Origin of the sequence: Uliginosibacterium sp. TH139, assembly GCF_002855595.1 — a bacterium.
In the GTDB taxonomy this organism is placed as follows: Bacteria; Pseudomonadota; Gammaproteobacteria; order Burkholderiales; family Rhodocyclaceae; genus Uliginosibacterium; species Uliginosibacterium aquaticum.
This window is the reverse complement of record NZ_PKRR01000002.1, coordinates 229454-244898: the sequence shown is the minus strand read 5'-3', so window position 1 is coordinate 244898 and position 15445 is coordinate 229454. Positions and strand designations below refer to the sequence as shown.

At 59.2% G+C, this 15445-nt stretch carries 22 protein-coding genes; 21 read left to right on the top strand and 1 reads right to left on the bottom strand.

The window, feature by feature from the left end:
* The 11 genes from C0V76_RS04760 (at position 1) to C0V76_RS04710 (ending at position 8734) form a co-directional block, all read left to right on the top strand.
* Positions 1 to 711: a VacJ family lipoprotein gene (locus tag C0V76_RS04760; protein WP_256376396.1), complete on the top strand. Its 711-nt coding sequence runs from the start codon at positions 1 to 3 to the stop codon at positions 709 to 711.
* A 24-nt stretch (positions 712 to 735) separates the two neighbouring features.
* Complete coding sequence (locus tag C0V76_RS04755) at positions 736 to 1350, top strand: phospholipid-binding protein MlaC (protein ID WP_101941229.1); 615 nt, start codon at positions 736 to 738, stop codon at positions 1348 to 1350.
* Positions 1347 to 1664 carry a lipid asymmetry maintenance protein MlaB gene (locus C0V76_RS04750; protein ID WP_101941228.1) on the top strand — a complete coding sequence of 106 codons (318 nt, stop codon included), beginning with the start codon at positions 1347 to 1349 and terminating at the stop codon, positions 1662 to 1664. Before C0V76_RS04755 ends, C0V76_RS04750 begins: the two co-directional genes overlap by 4 nt.
* Entirely contained in the window at positions 1660 to 2574 is a 915-nt protein-coding gene (locus C0V76_RS04745) for an ABC transporter ATP-binding protein (RefSeq protein WP_101941668.1), read from the top strand. The genes C0V76_RS04750 and C0V76_RS04745 overlap by 5 nt, the downstream gene beginning before the upstream one ends.
* Positions 2571 to 3326 (top strand): ABC transporter permease, encoded by a 756-nt coding sequence (locus C0V76_RS04740; protein WP_101941227.1) that lies wholly within the window; start codon positions 2571 to 2573, stop codon positions 3324 to 3326. The genes C0V76_RS04745 and C0V76_RS04740 overlap by 4 nt, the downstream gene beginning before the upstream one ends.
* A gap of 3 nt (positions 3327 to 3329) precedes the next feature.
* Positions 3330 to 3581, top strand: a complete 252-nt coding sequence (locus C0V76_RS04735) for a BolA family protein (protein WP_101941667.1) — start codon at positions 3330 to 3332, stop codon at positions 3579 to 3581.
* Positions 3582 to 3681: 100 nt separating this feature from the next.
* Positions 3682 to 4932 carry a UDP-N-acetylglucosamine 1-carboxyvinyltransferase gene (gene murA, locus C0V76_RS04730; protein WP_101941226.1) on the top strand — a complete coding sequence of 417 codons (1251 nt, stop codon included), beginning with the start codon at positions 3682 to 3684 and terminating at the stop codon, positions 4930 to 4932.
* A gap of 10 nt (positions 4933 to 4942) precedes the next feature.
* Positions 4943 to 5596 carry an ATP phosphoribosyltransferase gene (gene hisG / locus C0V76_RS04725; RefSeq protein ID WP_173893972.1) on the top strand — a complete coding sequence of 218 codons (654 nt, stop codon included), beginning with the start codon at positions 4943 to 4945 and terminating at the stop codon, positions 5594 to 5596.
* A complete protein-coding gene (gene hisD, locus C0V76_RS04720; protein WP_101941225.1) occupies positions 5593 to 6888 on the top strand; it encodes a histidinol dehydrogenase in 1296 nt (431 codons plus the stop codon). Before hisG ends, hisD begins: the two co-directional genes overlap by 4 nt.
* Positions 6889 to 6989: 101 nt before the next feature.
* Positions 6990 to 7727, top strand: coding sequence for a peptidoglycan editing factor PgeF (gene pgeF, locus C0V76_RS04715; protein ID WP_101941665.1), 738 nt, complete (start codon positions 6990 to 6992; stop codon positions 7725 to 7727).
* 83 nt (positions 7728 to 7810) lie between these two features.
* Positions 7811 to 8734 (top strand): hypothetical protein, encoded by a 924-nt coding sequence (locus C0V76_RS04710; protein WP_101941224.1) that lies wholly within the window; start codon positions 7811 to 7813, stop codon positions 8732 to 8734.
* Here C0V76_RS04710 and hisC read toward each other — a convergent pair.
* On the bottom strand, positions 8727 to 9788 hold the full coding sequence (gene hisC, locus C0V76_RS04705) for a histidinol-phosphate transaminase (protein WP_101941223.1): 1062 nt from the start codon (positions 9786 to 9788) through the stop codon (positions 8727 to 8729). The genes C0V76_RS04710 and hisC overlap by 8 nt on opposite strands.
* A gap of 134 nt (positions 9789 to 9922) precedes the next feature.
* Between hisC and hisB the strand changes: the two genes are divergently transcribed.
* From hisB to tatC, 10 genes are all read left to right on the top strand, one after another.
* Positions 9923 to 10510 carry an imidazoleglycerol-phosphate dehydratase HisB gene (gene hisB, locus C0V76_RS04700; protein ID WP_101941222.1) on the top strand — a complete coding sequence of 196 codons (588 nt, stop codon included), beginning with the start codon at positions 9923 to 9925 and terminating at the stop codon, positions 10508 to 10510.
* Between the two features lie 55 nt (positions 10511 to 10565).
* A complete protein-coding gene (gene hisH / locus C0V76_RS04695; RefSeq protein WP_101941221.1) occupies positions 10566 to 11201 on the top strand; it encodes an imidazole glycerol phosphate synthase subunit HisH in 636 nt (211 codons plus the stop codon).
* Between the two features lie 80 nt (positions 11202 to 11281).
* A complete protein-coding gene (gene hisA / locus C0V76_RS04690; protein ID WP_101941220.1) occupies positions 11282 to 12031 on the top strand; it encodes a 1-(5-phosphoribosyl)-5-[(5-phosphoribosylamino)methylideneamino]imidazole-4-carboxamide isomerase in 750 nt (249 codons plus the stop codon).
* A 3-nt stretch (positions 12032 to 12034) separates the two neighbouring features.
* On the top strand, positions 12035 to 12793 hold the full coding sequence (gene hisF / locus C0V76_RS04685) for an imidazole glycerol phosphate synthase subunit HisF (RefSeq protein ID WP_101941219.1): 759 nt from the start codon (positions 12035 to 12037) through the stop codon (positions 12791 to 12793).
* Positions 12790 to 13191 carry a phosphoribosyl-AMP cyclohydrolase gene (hisI, locus tag C0V76_RS04680; protein WP_101941218.1) on the top strand — a complete coding sequence of 134 codons (402 nt, stop codon included), beginning with the start codon at positions 12790 to 12792 and terminating at the stop codon, positions 13189 to 13191. The genes hisF and hisI overlap by 4 nt, the downstream gene beginning before the upstream one ends.
* A 20-nt stretch (positions 13192 to 13211) precedes the next feature.
* Entirely contained in the window at positions 13212 to 13535 is a 324-nt protein-coding gene (locus C0V76_RS04675; protein ID WP_101941217.1) for a phosphoribosyl-ATP diphosphatase, read from the top strand.
* Complete coding sequence (locus C0V76_RS04670) at positions 13532 to 13876, top strand: histidine triad nucleotide-binding protein (protein ID WP_101941216.1); 345 nt, start codon at positions 13532 to 13534, stop codon at positions 13874 to 13876. Before C0V76_RS04675 ends, C0V76_RS04670 begins: the two co-directional genes overlap by 4 nt.
* 12 nt (positions 13877 to 13888) lie before the next feature.
* Positions 13889 to 14104, top strand: coding sequence for a Sec-independent protein translocase subunit TatA (gene tatA / locus C0V76_RS04665; RefSeq protein ID WP_101941215.1), 216 nt, complete (start codon positions 13889 to 13891; stop codon positions 14102 to 14104).
* Positions 14105 to 14184: 80 nt separating this feature from the next.
* A complete protein-coding gene (gene tatB / locus C0V76_RS04660) occupies positions 14185 to 14694 on the top strand; it encodes a Sec-independent protein translocase protein TatB (protein WP_101941214.1) in 510 nt (169 codons plus the stop codon).
* Positions 14694 to 15419 carry a twin-arginine translocase subunit TatC gene (gene tatC, locus C0V76_RS04655; RefSeq protein ID WP_101941213.1) on the top strand — a complete coding sequence of 242 codons (726 nt, stop codon included), beginning with the start codon at positions 14694 to 14696 and terminating at the stop codon, positions 15417 to 15419. Before tatB ends, tatC begins: the two co-directional genes overlap by 1 nt.
* The last annotated feature ends 26 nt before the right edge of the window (positions 15420 to 15445 follow it).

Sequence of the window (15445 nt, the reverse complement as noted above, 5' to 3'; positions counted from 1 at the left end):
GTGAGTGCCCGCAGTCTGCTTTCGCTTTGTTTGTTAGTACTGCTCGCTTTGAGCGGCTGTGCCAGCACGAGTGGTCATCCAGATGATCCGTGGGAGGGCATGAATCGCAAGGTTCAGACTTTCAACGACAATCTCGATGACTACGCCGCCAAACCCGTTGCTGAGGTTTACAGGGCCAGCGTGCCCTTGCCCACGCGTAGCAATGTGAGCAATTTCTTCGGTAATCTGGAAGACGTGTGGATTGGGGTGAATAACCTGCTGCAAGGCAAGCCGAGGGATGGTTTGAATGATTTGAGCCGTTTTGCCGTCAACTCCACGATCGGCATCATTGGTTTCTTTGACGTGGCGACCGAGCTGGGCCTGGAGAAGCATGACGAGGATTTCGGTCAGACTCTCGGGCGCTGGGGGGTTCCGAGTGGCCCCTATCTTGTTTTGCCGCTGGTTGGCCCCAGTTCAGTACGTGATGCCGGTGGTTTCGTGGTGGACAAGCTGGCGAACTATCCCGACTACTTTATCGAAAGCGTGCCGATGCGTAATGCCGGCTACGTAACCAAGTTTGTTGATACGCGTACGCGTCTGCTCGGTGCGGAGTCCGTGCTGGAAGACGCTGCGCTTGATAAATACAACTATCTCAGAGGTTTTTATCTGCAGCGCCGCAAGAGCCAGATTTACGATGGCCGGCCGCCGCGTGAAGACGATGACTACCGCTGAGCCACTTCCCTCAAGGAGTAGAGAATGAAACTGATCAAGTTCCTGTCGAGTCTGTTGCTGTCGGTTTTTGCCCTCCAGGCCGTGGCGCAGGAGGCGCCGGACGCGCTGGCCAAGCGTGTGATGAACGAAGTGCTGGAGATCGTGCGTACCGACAAGTCCATCCAGTCGGGTGATCAGAAGCGCATTTTCGAGCTGGTGGATGCCAAAGTGCTGCCGCATTTCGATTTTCGTCACATGACAGCACTGGCCATGGGGCGCGAGTGGCGGAATGCTTCGGCCGAGCAGAAAGATGCGATGACGGCGGAATTCAAGATCCTGCTGGTGCGCAGCTATTCAAATGCGCTGGCCCAATACAAGAATCAGACCATTGATTTCAAGCCGATCCGCATGCAAGCCGCAGATAGCGATGTGATCGTGCGTACCGAGGTCAAGCAGGCTGGCGCCAAACCGGTGTCGATCGATTACCAGATGGAAAAATTGGCTGAGGGCTGGAAGGTTTACGACGTGATGGTGGCCGGAGTGAGCTTGGTGACCAATTATCGCGAAACATTCGCGCAGGAGATCAAGGCTGGTGGTATCGACGGCCTGATCAAGAGCCTGAAGACCAAGAACGCTCAAGCCGAGGTGGTCAAGAAGTGATTTCCGAACGCGACGGTCAGCTCTTCATCACGGGGGCCATGAATCAGCAGACAGTGCCGGAGCTGCAGCCGGAGGGCGAACTGCTGGTCGTGCAGGCCGATCGCGTGGTGAATCTTGCGGGTATCGAAGCCGTGGATTCGTCCGCGATTGCCGTGTTGCTGAGCTGGAAGCGTGCTGCACTGGCAGCGGGCAAGCAGCTGTCTATTGTGTCGGCCCCGGCTGCATTTGTCAGCCTTGCCAGCCTGTATAGCGTAACGCCCTTCCTTTTTCCTGAACTTTCCGCCGACGGTAGCCGCACCAGTGTCCAGCATTGACTCTCCCGCCATCCAGGTATGCGGGGCAGTCAAGCAGTTTGGCTCGCTGCAGGCGTTGGCTGGTGTAGACCTCGAAATCCGGCAAGGTGAGTTCTTCGGTCTGCTGGGGCCTAATGGTGCCGGCAAGACCACCCTCATCTCCGCGCTCGCTGGTTTGCAGCGTCTCACTGCAGGTTCGATCCGGGTGATGGGGCATGACGTGGTGAGTGACTACCGTGCCGCACGCAGTAGCCTCGGTGTGGTGCCACAGGAGCTGGTTTTCGATCCTTTCTTCTCGGTGCGCGAGTTGCTGCGCATCCAGTCCGGTTATTTCGGCATCCGTCGCAATGATGACTGGATCGACGAGCTGCTTGCCAGCCTAGACCTCACCAGTAAAGCCGATACCAACATGCGCCAGCTCTCTGGCGGCATGAAGCGCCGGGTGCTGGTGGCTCAGGCACTGGTGCACAAACCTCCGGTGATCGTGCTCGATGAGCCCACGGCCGGCGTCGATGTGGAATTGCGGCAGACCCTGTGGGTCTTCATCCGCAAGCTCAACGAGGCGGGCCACACCATCGTGTTGACCACGCACTACCTGGAAGAGGCTGAAGAGCTGTGCGGGCGGATAGCCATGCTCAAGGCTGGGCGTGTCATCGCGCTTGATACCACGCCGAACATTCTTGCCCGTGTCAGCCACCATGCCCTCAAGCTCCGGGTAGCAGGACTTGATTGCCTGCCGGCTGCGCTGCAGACACAGGGTGCGGTGTTGCAGGACGGTATGCTGCAGATTCCCTTCGAGCGCCATGCGCAGATAGAAAGCTTGCTGGCAGCGGTTCGTGAAGCCGGGGCCGGGATTCTGGAGGTTGAAGTCGCGCGTCCCGATCTGGAGCAGGCCTTCGTCGAAATCATGAATGCGGAGGTCACGGCATGATTGCCTTCCGCACTCTGCTTTACAAAGAAACATTGAGGTTCTGGAAAGTCAGTTTCCAGACCGTGGGGGCGCCAGTACTCACCTCGGTGCTCTATCTGATGATTTTTGGTCATGTGCTCGAAGGCCGTCTGCAGCCCTTCGATGGCGTCAGCTATACCAGCTTCCTGGTTCCGGGACTGGTGATGATGAGTGTGCTGCAGAACGCGTTTGCCAACAGTTCGTCCTCGCTGATCCAGAGCAAGATCACCGGCAACATCGTGTTTGTGTTGCTGCCGCCGATCTCCTGGCTGGAGTTCTATGCCGCTTACGTCATTGCTTCCATCGTCCGAGGCGTGGTGGTGGGCGGTGGGGTATGGCTGGCGTCGCTGTTTTTCAGCTGGACCGGAGTGGCACATCCTCTGTGGGCACTGGCTTTCGTGGTGCTGGGCGCGGCCTTGCTGGGCACGCTGGGTGTTGTCGGCGGGATCTGGGCGGACAAGTTCGATCAGCTCGCGGCCTTCCAGAACTTCTTGATCATGCCGCTGACCATGCTTTCCGGAGTGTTCTATTCCATCAACTCGCTGCCGCCCTTCTGGCAGGCACTGTCGCACTTCAACCCGTTCTTCTTCATGATCGACGGTTTCCGCTACGGCGTTTTCGGCGTCTCCGACGCGTCGCCCTGGTTGAGCCTTGCCATCGTGAGCGCTGCGCTGCTGGTGCTGGCCGGGATGTGTCTGAACATGCTGCAGCGTGGTTACAAACTGAGAGGTTGAATGATGTTTCAAGCCAGCGAAATCCAGCGTTTGATCGAGCAGGGGCTAGCCTGCGACACCGTGATCATCGAAGGTGATGACGGCGTGCATTTTTCCGGCATCGTCGTGAGTGCCGAATTCGAGGGCAAGATGCGCGTGCGCCAGCATCAGGCCGTGTACGCCACGCTGGGAAGCCTGATGGGCAACGAAATTCATGCCTTGCAGCTCACCACCTATACCCCGGCCCAGTGGGCCGAGTTGCAGAAAACCCTTTGAATTGAACCGGCCTGCGGGCCATTGAAGAGGAATACGGGGAACGAGTGGCAGGCAAGGGTTTGTAGCCTTTTCACCTCTCCTTCCCCTTTCACTGAACGACATGGACAAACTCCTGATTGAAGGCGGTGCCCGCCTGAGTGGTGAAATCAGCATCTCCGGCGCCAAGAATGCGGCTTTGCCGATTCTGTGCGCTGCGCTGCTCACCGCCGAACCGGTGACTTTCACCAATGTGCCGCAACTGAAGGACATCGGTACCTTGCTGCACCTGCTGGCCGATATGGGCGTGAAGGTTGAGCGCAACGGCGATACGGTGACCCTGAACGCTGCTGTGATCAGCAATCCGGTGGCGAGCTACGAGCTGGTCAAGACCATGCGAGCGGCAATCCTGGTGCTCGGTCCGCTGGTCGCCCGTTGTGGTGAGACCAAGGTGAGCTTGCCTGGTGGTTGTGCGATTGGCGCCCGCCCGGTGGATCAGCATATCAAGGGTCTGCAGGCGATGGGCGCTGAAGTGTCGGTCGAGCACGGCTATGTGCTGGCCAAGTCGCCGCGTCTGCGGGGTGCCCGCCTATTTACCGATATGGTGACCGTGACCGGCACCGAGAATTTGATGATGGCGGCCTGTCTGGCCGAGGGCGTAACGGTGATCGAGAATGCTGCTCGCGAGCCGGAGGTTGTCGATCTCGCCAACTGCCTCGTCTCCATGGGGGCACAGATTTCCGGCGCCGGTACCGACGTGATCCGCATCAAGGGCGTTGATCGTCTGCATGGCACCACACACCGCATCATGCCGGACCGCATCGAGACCGGCACCTATCTGTGCGCAGCGGCCGTCACCGCTGGTGATGTACGTCTGCTGAACACCTCGTCGGCGTATCTCGATGCTGTGGTCGACAAGCTGATGGATGCTGGCTGTGAGGTCATGTCGGAGCGCAATGCGATTCGCATCACGGCGCCAGCGCGCCTGAAGGCCGTGAGCCTGCGCACTTCGCCTTACCCGGCTTTCCCGACCGACATGCAGGCCCAGTTCATGGCTATCAACTGCGTGGCGGAGGGCTCGTCGATCATCCGCGAGACGATTTTCGAGAATCGCTACATGCACGCGGTGGAGTTGCAGCGTTTGGGCGCCAATATCAAAATTGATGGCAGCACTGCCTTCGTGACCGGCATCGAAAAACTGCAAGGTGCCACGGTGATGGCGACCGATCTGCGCGCCTCGGCGAGCCTGGTGATTGCGGGCCTGGTGGCGGAAGGTGAAACCACCATCGAGCGCATCTATCACCTTGATCGTGGTTACGAAAAGCTGGAAGAAAAACTGGCTGCACTTGGCGCGCGCGTGCGTCGCACCAGCTGAGGACGGGATTGTGAGCACTTACAACGGTATTACCCTGGCGCTTTCCAAGGGTCGCATTTTTGAGGAAACCTTGCCGCTGCTCGCTGCGGCCGGCATCGAGCCGGTCGAGAATCCTGAGTCTTCGCGCAAGCTGATTATCGGCACCAATCGTGCTGATGTGCGTCTGGTGATCGTGCGTGCGTCCGATACGCCGACCTATGTGCAGTACGGTGCGGCCGATCTGGGTATCGCCGGCAAGGACACCCTGATCGAGCATGGCGGGGCAGGGCTGTATCAGCCAGTGGATCTGAATATCGCCAAGTGCCGTATGAGCGTGGCTGTGCCGAATGATTTCGACTATGCCGCTGCCGTGCAGCGTGGTGCGCGTATCCGCGTGGCTTCGAAGTACATCAAGATTGCCCGCGAGCACTTCGCAGCCAAGGGCATGCACGTGGATCTGATCAAGCTATACGGGTCGATGGAGCTGGCTCCACTGGTGGGCTTGGCCGATGCCATCGTCGATCTTGTGTCGACTGGCGGTACCTTGCGCGCCAACAATTTGAGCGAGGTTGAGGAGATCATGCAGATCAGCTCACGTCTGGTCGTGAATCAGGCTTCGCTGAAAATGAAGCGCGAGTTGTTGCAACCCGTGATCGAAGCTTTTGCCGGAGCCGTCAAACCATGAGCCAGATTCGCCGCATGAGCGCTGCTGAGCCTGGCTTTATCGCTGCGCTAGACGCACTGCTGGCCTTCGACAACAGCACTGATACGCGTGTCGATGCGGCCGTGACCGAAGTGCTCGCGGCGGTGCGCGCGCGGGGCGATGCGGCGGTGGTCGAATTTACCAACCGCTTTGACCAGCTTGATGTGGCAGATATGGCTGCTTTGGAGCTACCCAAATCAGCCCTACAGGAAGCGCTCGATAGCCTCACGCCAGAGCAACGCAGCGCGCTCAATATCGCTGCCGCTCGCGTGCGCAGCTACCACGAGAAGCAACTGCTCGAATCCTGGAGCTTCACCGAGCACAACGGCACGCGACTGGGGCAGAAGGTCACGCCGCTGGATCGTGCCGGCCTGTATGTGCCGGGAGGCAAAGCCAGCTACCCGAGTTCGGTGTTGATGAACGCGATTCCGGCCAAGGTGGCGGGCGTGGGCGAGCTCATCATGGTGACGCCGACCCCGCGTGGCGAGCGTAACCCCTTGGTGCTGGCCGCCGCGGCCATTGCTGGCGTGGACCGAGTGTTCACCATCGGTGGCGCACAGGCTGTGGCCGCGCTGGCCTATGGCACGCAGACGATTCCTCAGGTCGACAAGATCGTTGGTCCAGGCAACGCCTATGTGGCTGAAGCCAAGCGCCGCGTATTTGGCACGGTGGGCATCGACATGGTCGCCGGCCCTTCGGAAGTGCTGATCATTTCGGATGGCACGGGTGAGCCGGACTGGGTGGCGATGGATCTTTTTGCCCAGGCCGAACACGATGAAGTGGCGCAATCCATCCTGCTGTGCACCAGCGACGCTTTTATCGACGCGGTTGCTGCCTCGATTGCCAGACTGCTGCCGGAAATGCCGCGGCACGAGATCATTGCCGCCTCACTGAAGAATCGTGGTGCACTGATCAAGGTGGCGAGTCTCGGCGAAGCTTGTGAGATCGCTAACCGTATCGCGCCGGAGCATCTAGAGCTCGCCATTGAAGATGCCGAGCCCTGGATTGAGCGGATTCGCCATGCTGGCGCCATTTTTGTCGGGCACTGTTCGGTTGAATCGTTGGGCGACTACTGTGCCGGGCCAAACCACGTATTGCCTACCATGCGCAGCGCACGTTTCTCTTCGCCGCTTGGGGTCTATGACTTCCAGAAGCGTACCAGCATCATTCACATGTCAGTTGCCGGTGCCGCTGAACTGGCCCCAGTTGCTGCAACACTGGCTTATGGTGAAGGCCTGCAGGCTCACGCAAAGTCGGCTGAATATCGCAAATAAAGTAACCCGGGTGAAGGCTGCAAGCCGGATCCGGGGATGTGTTGTGGACGCTCCCGGGCTTCGCTTTGCTGCATCCGGGCTACGGATCGATACGCCTGGATATGCCCGAGCTGAAATTCATTACGCCTGACTGGCCTGCACCGAAAAAGGTTCGAGCCGTTTCTACGACGCGCTGGGGTGGTGTGAGCACCGGGGCCTATGCTGCATTGAACCTGGCCAAGCATGTTGGTGATTCACTTGAGCACGTGCTGGAGAATCGCCGTCGTCTGGTAGCCAAGCTGCCCATGGAGCCCTTGTGGCTGGAGCAGGTGCACGGTTCTACCGTCGTCAATGCAGCCTGCACATGCCCCGATGCGCAGGCTGATGCCAGCGTGGCGCGCATGAGCTACCAGATCTGCAGTGTGATGACGGCCGACTGTTTGCCGGTACTGCTCTGTGATATTGCCGGCACAGCCGTGGCGGCAGCACATGCAGGCTGGCGAGGGTTGGCGGGGGGCGTGCTGGAGAACTCCGCGCGCGCCATGCAGGTACCGGCCACGTCGATCATGGCCTGGCTCGGCCCTGCCATCTCGCAGGCTCGCTTCGAGGTCGGTGATGAAGTGCGGACGGCTTTCCTGGCGCATACGCCCGCGGCAGCGGAGGCCTTCCTGCCGGGCAAGGAGCAGGGGAAATGGCAGGCTGATCTGTATCTGTTGGCACGGCAGCGCCTGGCTTTAATGGGGGTGACGCAGGTGTATGGTGGCGATCGCTGCACCTATGACGAAGCGGACGCTTTTTTCTCGGCGCGTCGAGACGGTACTCAGTCGGGGCGACAGGCTTCCCTCATCTGGCTTGAATAGGGCGGGTGGATAGCCCGTCAGTGCAGTAGGGGGCAATAATGCTCTAGGGTAGATTGAGGTGCTGAAAGTTAGTTTGGTGCCGTATGTCTTTTTCCTCCTTGCTGAGCAGTGTTCTGCCGCTCGCAGCCCTTCTCTTTTTTTCCAATCTGGCTCTTGCAGAGGATGTTTTACGCCGTTTTGGCCCACTCCAGGATACGGGCGCCGCTGGGCATGACTACGCTGGACGGGTTCTGGATGAGGCGATGCGACGAACCAGGTCAAGCTATGGCGCATATCGCATCGAGACCCGGCAAGTGCCCGTGGGCCGTGAAGAGCAACTACGCAAGATGCTGCTTGGTGACGAGGTCAATGTTTCGGTCGTCGCAACTCAGCCTTCTTGGGAGTTGCAGCTTCTGCCGATCTATATTGCGCCGGATATGGGCCTGTCGAATTACCGGATTGCTCTGACAACTGCAGAAGTGCAGCCGAAGCTCAGCGCAGTAGGGAACCTTGATCAGCTGAGAGCGTTGCGGGTGGGGGTGGGAGAGGCCTGGTCGTCGCGGCGAGTGCTGGAGATTGCTGGCTTTGCGGTTTACACGGAGGAGAGCGCCAAGCCTTTGGTGGCTCGGCTGTTGGCAGGGAAAATTGATTACTTTCCGCGTGGCCTGAATGAAGTGTTTGCCGAGTTCGACGAGCTTCGATCAGCGTCTCCCAATTTGCGTGTCGAGCAGGACATCCTGCTCAAGTTTCCTCTGCCGGGCTATGTGTTTGTTTCGCCGGCCCATCCGCGCTTGCACAAACGCCTCTCTGCGGGTCTCGAAAGTATGGTGCGAGACGGCAGCTTGTTGCGCATGCTCAAGCAGCATTACGCAGATGTGTTCAAGCGTGCGCGCCTTTGCGAGCGGCGCGTATTCCTGCTTGAGAACTACAATCTCCTTAACCCTAAGCCCTTGCAGCGCAAGGAGTTATGGTTCGACGCCTTTGATCCCCGTAGTGGTGTGTGCAAGAAGACGCGCAAACTCAGCTGAGGATTTCCTTCAGTGCGGCGACCAACAGGGAGCATTGCGCGTCAGTGCCGATGGTGATGCGCAGAAACTGATCGATACGCGGTAGCTTGAAGTGGCGCACGATGATGCCCCGGGCGCGGAGTGCCTGTGCCAGTTCGGCGCCATCGCGCTTTGGGTGACGTGCAAAAATGAAGTTGGCGGCCGAGGGCAGCACTTCGAAACCCAGTGCCTGCATCTCGGTGTTGAGTTTTTCGCGGCTGGCGATCACGCGCTGGCGGGTGTCCTCAAACCAGGCGATGTCATCCATGGCAGCCGCGGCGGCAACGATGGCCATGCGGTCCAGTGGATAGGAGTTGAAGCTGTTCTTGACGCGCTCCAGTCCCTCGATCAGGTGCGCCTGACCGACCGCAAAGCCGGCCCGTAGCCCAGCCAGCGAGCGACTCTTGGAGAGCGTCTGGATGACCAGCAGATTCGGGTGGTTGCGGGTCAGACCCACGGCGCTTTCTCCACCGAAGTCGATATAAGCCTCATCGATGACGATTACCGCATCCGGCTGGCCTGCAGCGAGGCGCTCGATGTCTGCCAGGGGGAGCAGACGCGAAGTAGGGGCGTTCGGATTGGCGAGGATGATCGCGCCCGCTTCACGGCCGAGATAGTCGTCGACGCAAATGCCGAATTGCGCGTCCAGGGCCACGGTTTCGTAGGCGATGTCGTAGAGCCCGCAATACACCGGATAGAAGCTATAGGTGATGTCCGGGAAAAGCAGGGGTTTGTCGTGTTTCAGGAGACCCATGAAGACATGCGCCAGCACTTCGTCCGAGCCGTTGCCGACAAATACGCAGGCAGGCTCCACGGCGAAAAAGCGGGCGACCGCCTGCTTGAAAAGATCGGAGTTCGGGTCCGGGTAGAGGCGCAACGCATCGCTAGCTTCGCTAGCGATGGCGGCCAAGGCCTTGGGTGAGGGGCCGTAAGGGTTCTCGTTGGTATTGAGCTTGACCAGATTAGCAATCTTGGGCTGTTCGCCCGGCACGTAAGGGGTCAGGCGATGAACAAGATCGCTCCAGTAGGCACTCATGGATTCATTCCGAGGGTTTCGTTGCGCGGCAATCACGGTCTTGCAGATGGTGCAAAGCCGCACCAATGCTATCATAGGGCTTACCCGGACGCCCTTGTGCCGGGCTTTCACTTCCTTCGACATGGGCCCCCGCCATGAGGCAAACCGAAGTCAGCCGCAACACTCTTGAAACCCAAATCACCGTAAGCCTCAATCTGGATGGCAGCGGTGCGGCCAAGCTTGCCAGCGGCGTGCCTTTTCTGGATCACATGCTTGATCAGATAGCCCGCCATGGCCTGATTGATCTGACTGTTGAGGCCAAGGGGGATCTGCACATCGATGCTCACCACACGGTGGAGGATGTGGGTATCACCCTGGGCCAGGCTTTTGCCAAGGCCGTGGGTGACAAAAAGGGTCTGCGCCGTTATGGCCACAGCTATGTGCCGCTGGATGAGGCCTTGTCGCGCGTAGTGGTGGACCTCTCGGGCCGCCCCGGGCTGGAGTTCAATGTGGATTTCACGCGCGCCATGATTGGCTCGTTTGATGTGGATCTGACCCGCGAGTTTTTTCAGGGTTTCGTTAATCATGCCGGCGTGACGCTGCATATCGACAACCTGCGTGGCAAGAACGCACACCACCAGTGTGAGACCGTGTTCAAGGCCTTTGGCCGCGCCCTGCGCGCGGCATGTGAAGTTGACGAACGTGCCGCTGGCGCCATGCCGTCGACCAAGGGCACGCTCTAAAGTCTCCAGAGGGGCTTTGCCCTTCACTCCTCACTTCGTAGCGAAGCTCACAGAAATGAAGATCGTTGTAGTCGATTACGGCATGGGTAACCTGCGTTCGGTTGCCAAGGCCATTGAAAAGGTGGCGCCCGCCAGTGCCAGTGTGCTGATCAGTAGCGAAGCCGCGCAGATCCATGCGGCAGATCGCGTAGTGGTGCCCGGCCAAGGCGCCATGCATGACTGCATGCGCGAATTCATGGGGCGTGGTTTGCGCGAAGCGGTGCATCAAGCTGCGCAGAGCAAACCTTTTCTGGGTGTATGTGTTGGCATGCAGATGCTCTTCGATCACAGCGAAGAGGGCGATACGGCTGGGCTGGGTTTCATCCCGGGTCAGGTGAAGCGCTTTGCTGATGGCATGAGCGGGCCGGATGGCTTGCGTCTGAAGGTGCCGCATATGGGCTGGAACCGGGTTGATCCCACGCGCGCTCATCCTCTGTGGGCGGGTATCGAACCGGGGGCACGCTTCTACTTCGTGCATAGCTACTACTGTCAGCCCGATGATGAGTCGGCGAGCGCGGCGACGACTGATTACGGCCTGCGCTTTACCTCGGCGGTGGCCCAAGCTAATATTTTTTCAGTTCAGTTCCATCCGGAAAAGAGCGCTGCTGCGGGTCTGCAGTTGCTCTCGAATTTCGTGAGCTGGCAACCCTGAGCCTGACCCACAAGGAACGCCCGGAACCTCCGGAATCACTTCACCGCTTGCCTTCAAGCGCTAACGCCCCCTGAAAAATCATGCTGCTCATTCCCGCGATTGACCTCAAAGACGGCCACTGCGTTCGCCTGCGCCAGGGCGAGATGGAAGGTGCCACGGTCTTCTCCGAAGACCCGCGCGCCATGGCCCGGATGTGGCTCGATAAAGGCGCGCGTCGCCTGCATCTGGTCGACCTCAATGGTGCCTTTGCCGGCAAGCCCAAGAACGAGGCGGTGATCAAGGCGATCTGCGAGGAGGTCGGTGACGACATCCCGGTTCAGCTCGGTGGTGGCATCCGCGACCTGGATACCATCGAGCGTTATCTGGACGACGGTATCAGCTATGTGATCATTGGCACTGCTGCGGTCAAGAACCCTGGCTTCCTGCACGATGCCTGCAGCGCCTTTCCGGGCCATATCATCGTTGGTCTGGATGCCAAGGATGGCAAGGTGGCTGTCGATGGCTGGTCCAAACTGACCGGGCACGACGTGATTGATCTGGCCAAAAAATTCGAGGACTACGGTGTCGAGTCCGTGATCTATACCGATATCGGCCGCGATGGCATGCTCTCCGGCGTGAATATCGAGGCGACCGTGAAACTGGCCCAGGCCCTGCGCATTCCGGTGATCGCCAGCGGAGGCATCACTGATCTGAAGGATATTGATGCGCTGTGTGCTGTCGAGTCTGAAGGCATCATGGGTGCCATTACTGGCCGGGCCATCTACGAGGGAACGCTGGATTTCGAAGCGGCTCAGGCACGTGCCGATGAACTCAATGGCGGGGCCGACTGATCAATGCTCGCCAAACGCATCATCCCCTGTCTTGATGTCACTGCCGGACGGGTCGTCAAGGGTGTCAATTTTCTTGAGCTGCGCGATGCTGGCGATCCGGTCGAGATCGCCCGCCGCTATGACGAGCAGGGCGCCGACGAGCTGACCTTTCTGGACATCACGGCCAGTTCCGACGAGCGCAACATCATGCTGCACATCGTCGAGCAGGTCGCCAATCAGGTCTTCATTCCGCTAACGGTAGGCGGAGGCGTGCGTAGCGTTGAAGATGTTCGACGCCTGCTCAATGCCGGTGCGGACAAGGTCAGCATGAACAGCGCCGCGGTATACAACCCCGATCTGGTGGCCGAAGCCTCCGGCAAGGTTGGTAATCAGTGCATCGTGGTGGCGATAGATGCCAAGCAGACTGCGCCGGGCAAGTGGGGGGTATTCACTCACGGCGGACGCAAGCTCACCGAGCTGGATGCCATTGAATGGGCCCAGCGCGTCGAAAAGCTTGGCGCCGGTGAAATCCTTTTGACCAGTATGGATCGTGACGGCACCAAGATCGGTTTTGATCTGGCGCTGACCCGCGCAATCTCTGACGCAGTAAATATCCCGGTGATTGCGAGTGGTGGCGTGGGCAATCTGCAGCACCTCACGGATGGGGTGATCGAAGGTCGGGCGGATGCCGTGCTGGCCGCGAGCATCTTTCACTACGGGGAGTACACCGTTCGGCAGGCCAAGGAATACATGCGCGAACGTGGCGTGGAGGTGAGACTGTGAGCGAAGACAGCCGCTGGCTCAATGATGTGGTGTGGGACGAGCAGGGGCTGGTGCCGGCTATTGCTCAGGATGCGGATACGGGCGAAGTACTGATGTTTGCCTGGATGAATCGGGAAGCACTGGCGCTGACAGCTGAAAAGCGCGAGGCCGTGTATTGGTCGCGCTCGCGGCGCAAGCTGTGGCACAAGGGCGAGGAGTCCGGCCATACTCAACGCGTACGCGAAATCCGTATGGATTGTGATGGTGATGTTGTTCTGCTGAAGATTGAGCAGGTGGGAGGCATCGCCTGCCACACCGGCCGCCGCAGCTGCTTTTTCCAGCGTCATCTGGATGGTGGCGGTTGGGAAGACGTCGAGCCGGTTCTGAAAGATCCGGCCGAGATTTACCCCAAGAAATAATTCTGTAAAAGGCCTCAGCCATGATTGATCCGGAAGTTCTGCAGCGCTTGTCGGCGACGCTTGAAGCGCGGAAATCCGCGCCGCCCGAGTCGTCCTATGTTTCCAGCCTGTACGCCAAAGGAACTGACGCGATCTGCAAAAAGGTGGCCGAAGAGGCTGCCGAAACCATCATGGCAGCCAAGGACGGGGATCTGCGCCACATCGTGTATGAAGTCACCGACCTGTGGTTCCACTCGCTGATCCTGTTGTCGCAGTTCGGTTTGTCGGCGGATGACGTGCTCGGCGAGTTTCGCCGGCGCGAAGGCATTTCAGGCATCGAAGAAAAGAATTCCCGCAAATCATGAGCGACTGCATTTTCTGCCGTATTGCCCGTGGCGAGATTCCCTCCGGTAAGGTGTATGAGGATGATGAAATCCTTGCGTTCAAGGACATCCATCCGCAGGCGCCGGTGCACGTCCTGATCATCCCGAAGAAGCATATTGCGACGCTGGCGGATGCCATGCCGGAAGATGCACCGGTGCTGGGCCGCATGCTGGAGCTGGCGCCGCGCATTGCAAAAGAACTGGGTGCGGGCGAGGGCTTTCGTACCATCATCAACACCGGACGGCATGGTGGGCAGGAGGTGTATCATCTGCACCTGCACATTCTTGGTGGGCAGCCAATGCCCGCCATGCTGAAATACTGAGGAGAGCTGCACATGGGTTCGTTGAGCATCTGGCATTGGCTGATTGTTTTGGTCATCGTTCTGCTGGTTTTCGGCACCAAGAAACTGCGCAATATCGGCGAGGATCTCGGCGGCGCGGTGAAGGGCTTCAAGCAGGGCATGAAGGAAGGCGCTGACGACAAGCCGGCGGAGAAGATCGCTGCTGCCTCCAATACTGTGGAAGGTGAAGCGCGCGAGAAGAAGGACTAAGCGGGAAGTCATTCCCGAGTGGGGGCGCGCGTGAGCGCCCCTTTGTTTTTGTGCTGCAGGATTGATCTGACAGGCCCGGCATGTTCGATATTGGTTTTTCCGAGCTTCTTCTCATCGGCATCGTAGCTCTGGTTGTCTTTGGTCCCGAAGAGCTGCCGCGTGTGGCGCGTACGGTGGGTCATCTGCTGGGCAAGATGCGCCGCTATGTGGCAGATGTGAAGTCCGACATCAGTCGCGAAATGGAAGCTTCTGAGATGAAGACGCTAGTGGCCGATGTGCAGGAGTCTGCGCGGAGTCTGCAAGCTTCCATCAACGAGCAGGCGCAGGCTTTTCAGGCTGAGCTTTCGGCAGGAGCTGCCGCTGTGGAGCAGGAAGTCAAGGCGCTGGCCGAACCGGTGGTGCAGGAGCCGCTCCCGCCCGCCGAAACTCAAGCCGTGGCCGTGGTGCTTGAGCAAGTGCCGGCAGAGACCGTGGCAGCTGAGTCCGATCTCTTCGCGTCTTCCGAGCCCACTCCGCCACCCGAGCGCGACGATAGTCAGCTCGATCTCTTCGGGATGCCCGTGGAGCCAGTGAAAGTGCACAAGGGGTGATGGGCGTGGATTCGCAAGAAAGCTTCATTTCCCATCTGGTCGAGCTGCGCAATCGCCTGATCTATTCCTTGCTGGCCGTGCTGGTGGTTTTCCTGTGCCTAGTGTGGTGGGCCAAGGATCTCTATGCGTTGATGGCAGCGCCTTTGCTGGCCGTACTGCCGCAAGGCGGGCAGATGATTGCGACAGACGTCGTGGGCGTCTTTCTGGTGCCGATCAAGGTGGTGGCCTGGCTATCCTTGCTGATTGCCATGCCTTTCATCCTCTTTCAGGCCTGGTCCTTCATCGCCCCTGGCTTGTATGCTCACGAGAAGCGTCTGGCCTTGCCGCTGCTGGTTGCGAGCTGTCTGCTCTTCGTGAGCGGCATGGCTTTCGCCTATTTCATCTTTTTTCCGGGCATGTTCAAGGTCATGGCCAGCTTCACGCCTGAGGGCGTAGCCTGGATGACTGATATCGACAAATACCTGAGCTTCGTGATGGGTATGTTCCTCGCGTTCGGTGCGACTTTCGAGGTGCCTGTGGCGGTCGTGTTGTTGGTAGCGCTGGGGATCGTAACAACCGCCAAGCTGGCCGAGGCGCGGCGTTTCGTGATCGTGGGGGCATTCGTGGTCGCCGCCGTTGTTACGCCTCCAGACGTGGCGTCGCAATTCATGCTGGCTGTGCCGATGTGCCTGCTGTATGAGGTTGGCATTCTGGTGGCGCGCATGCTGGAGCGCTCGCGCAGCTGAGTCTGCCGCCAGGCATTCGAGCTGCG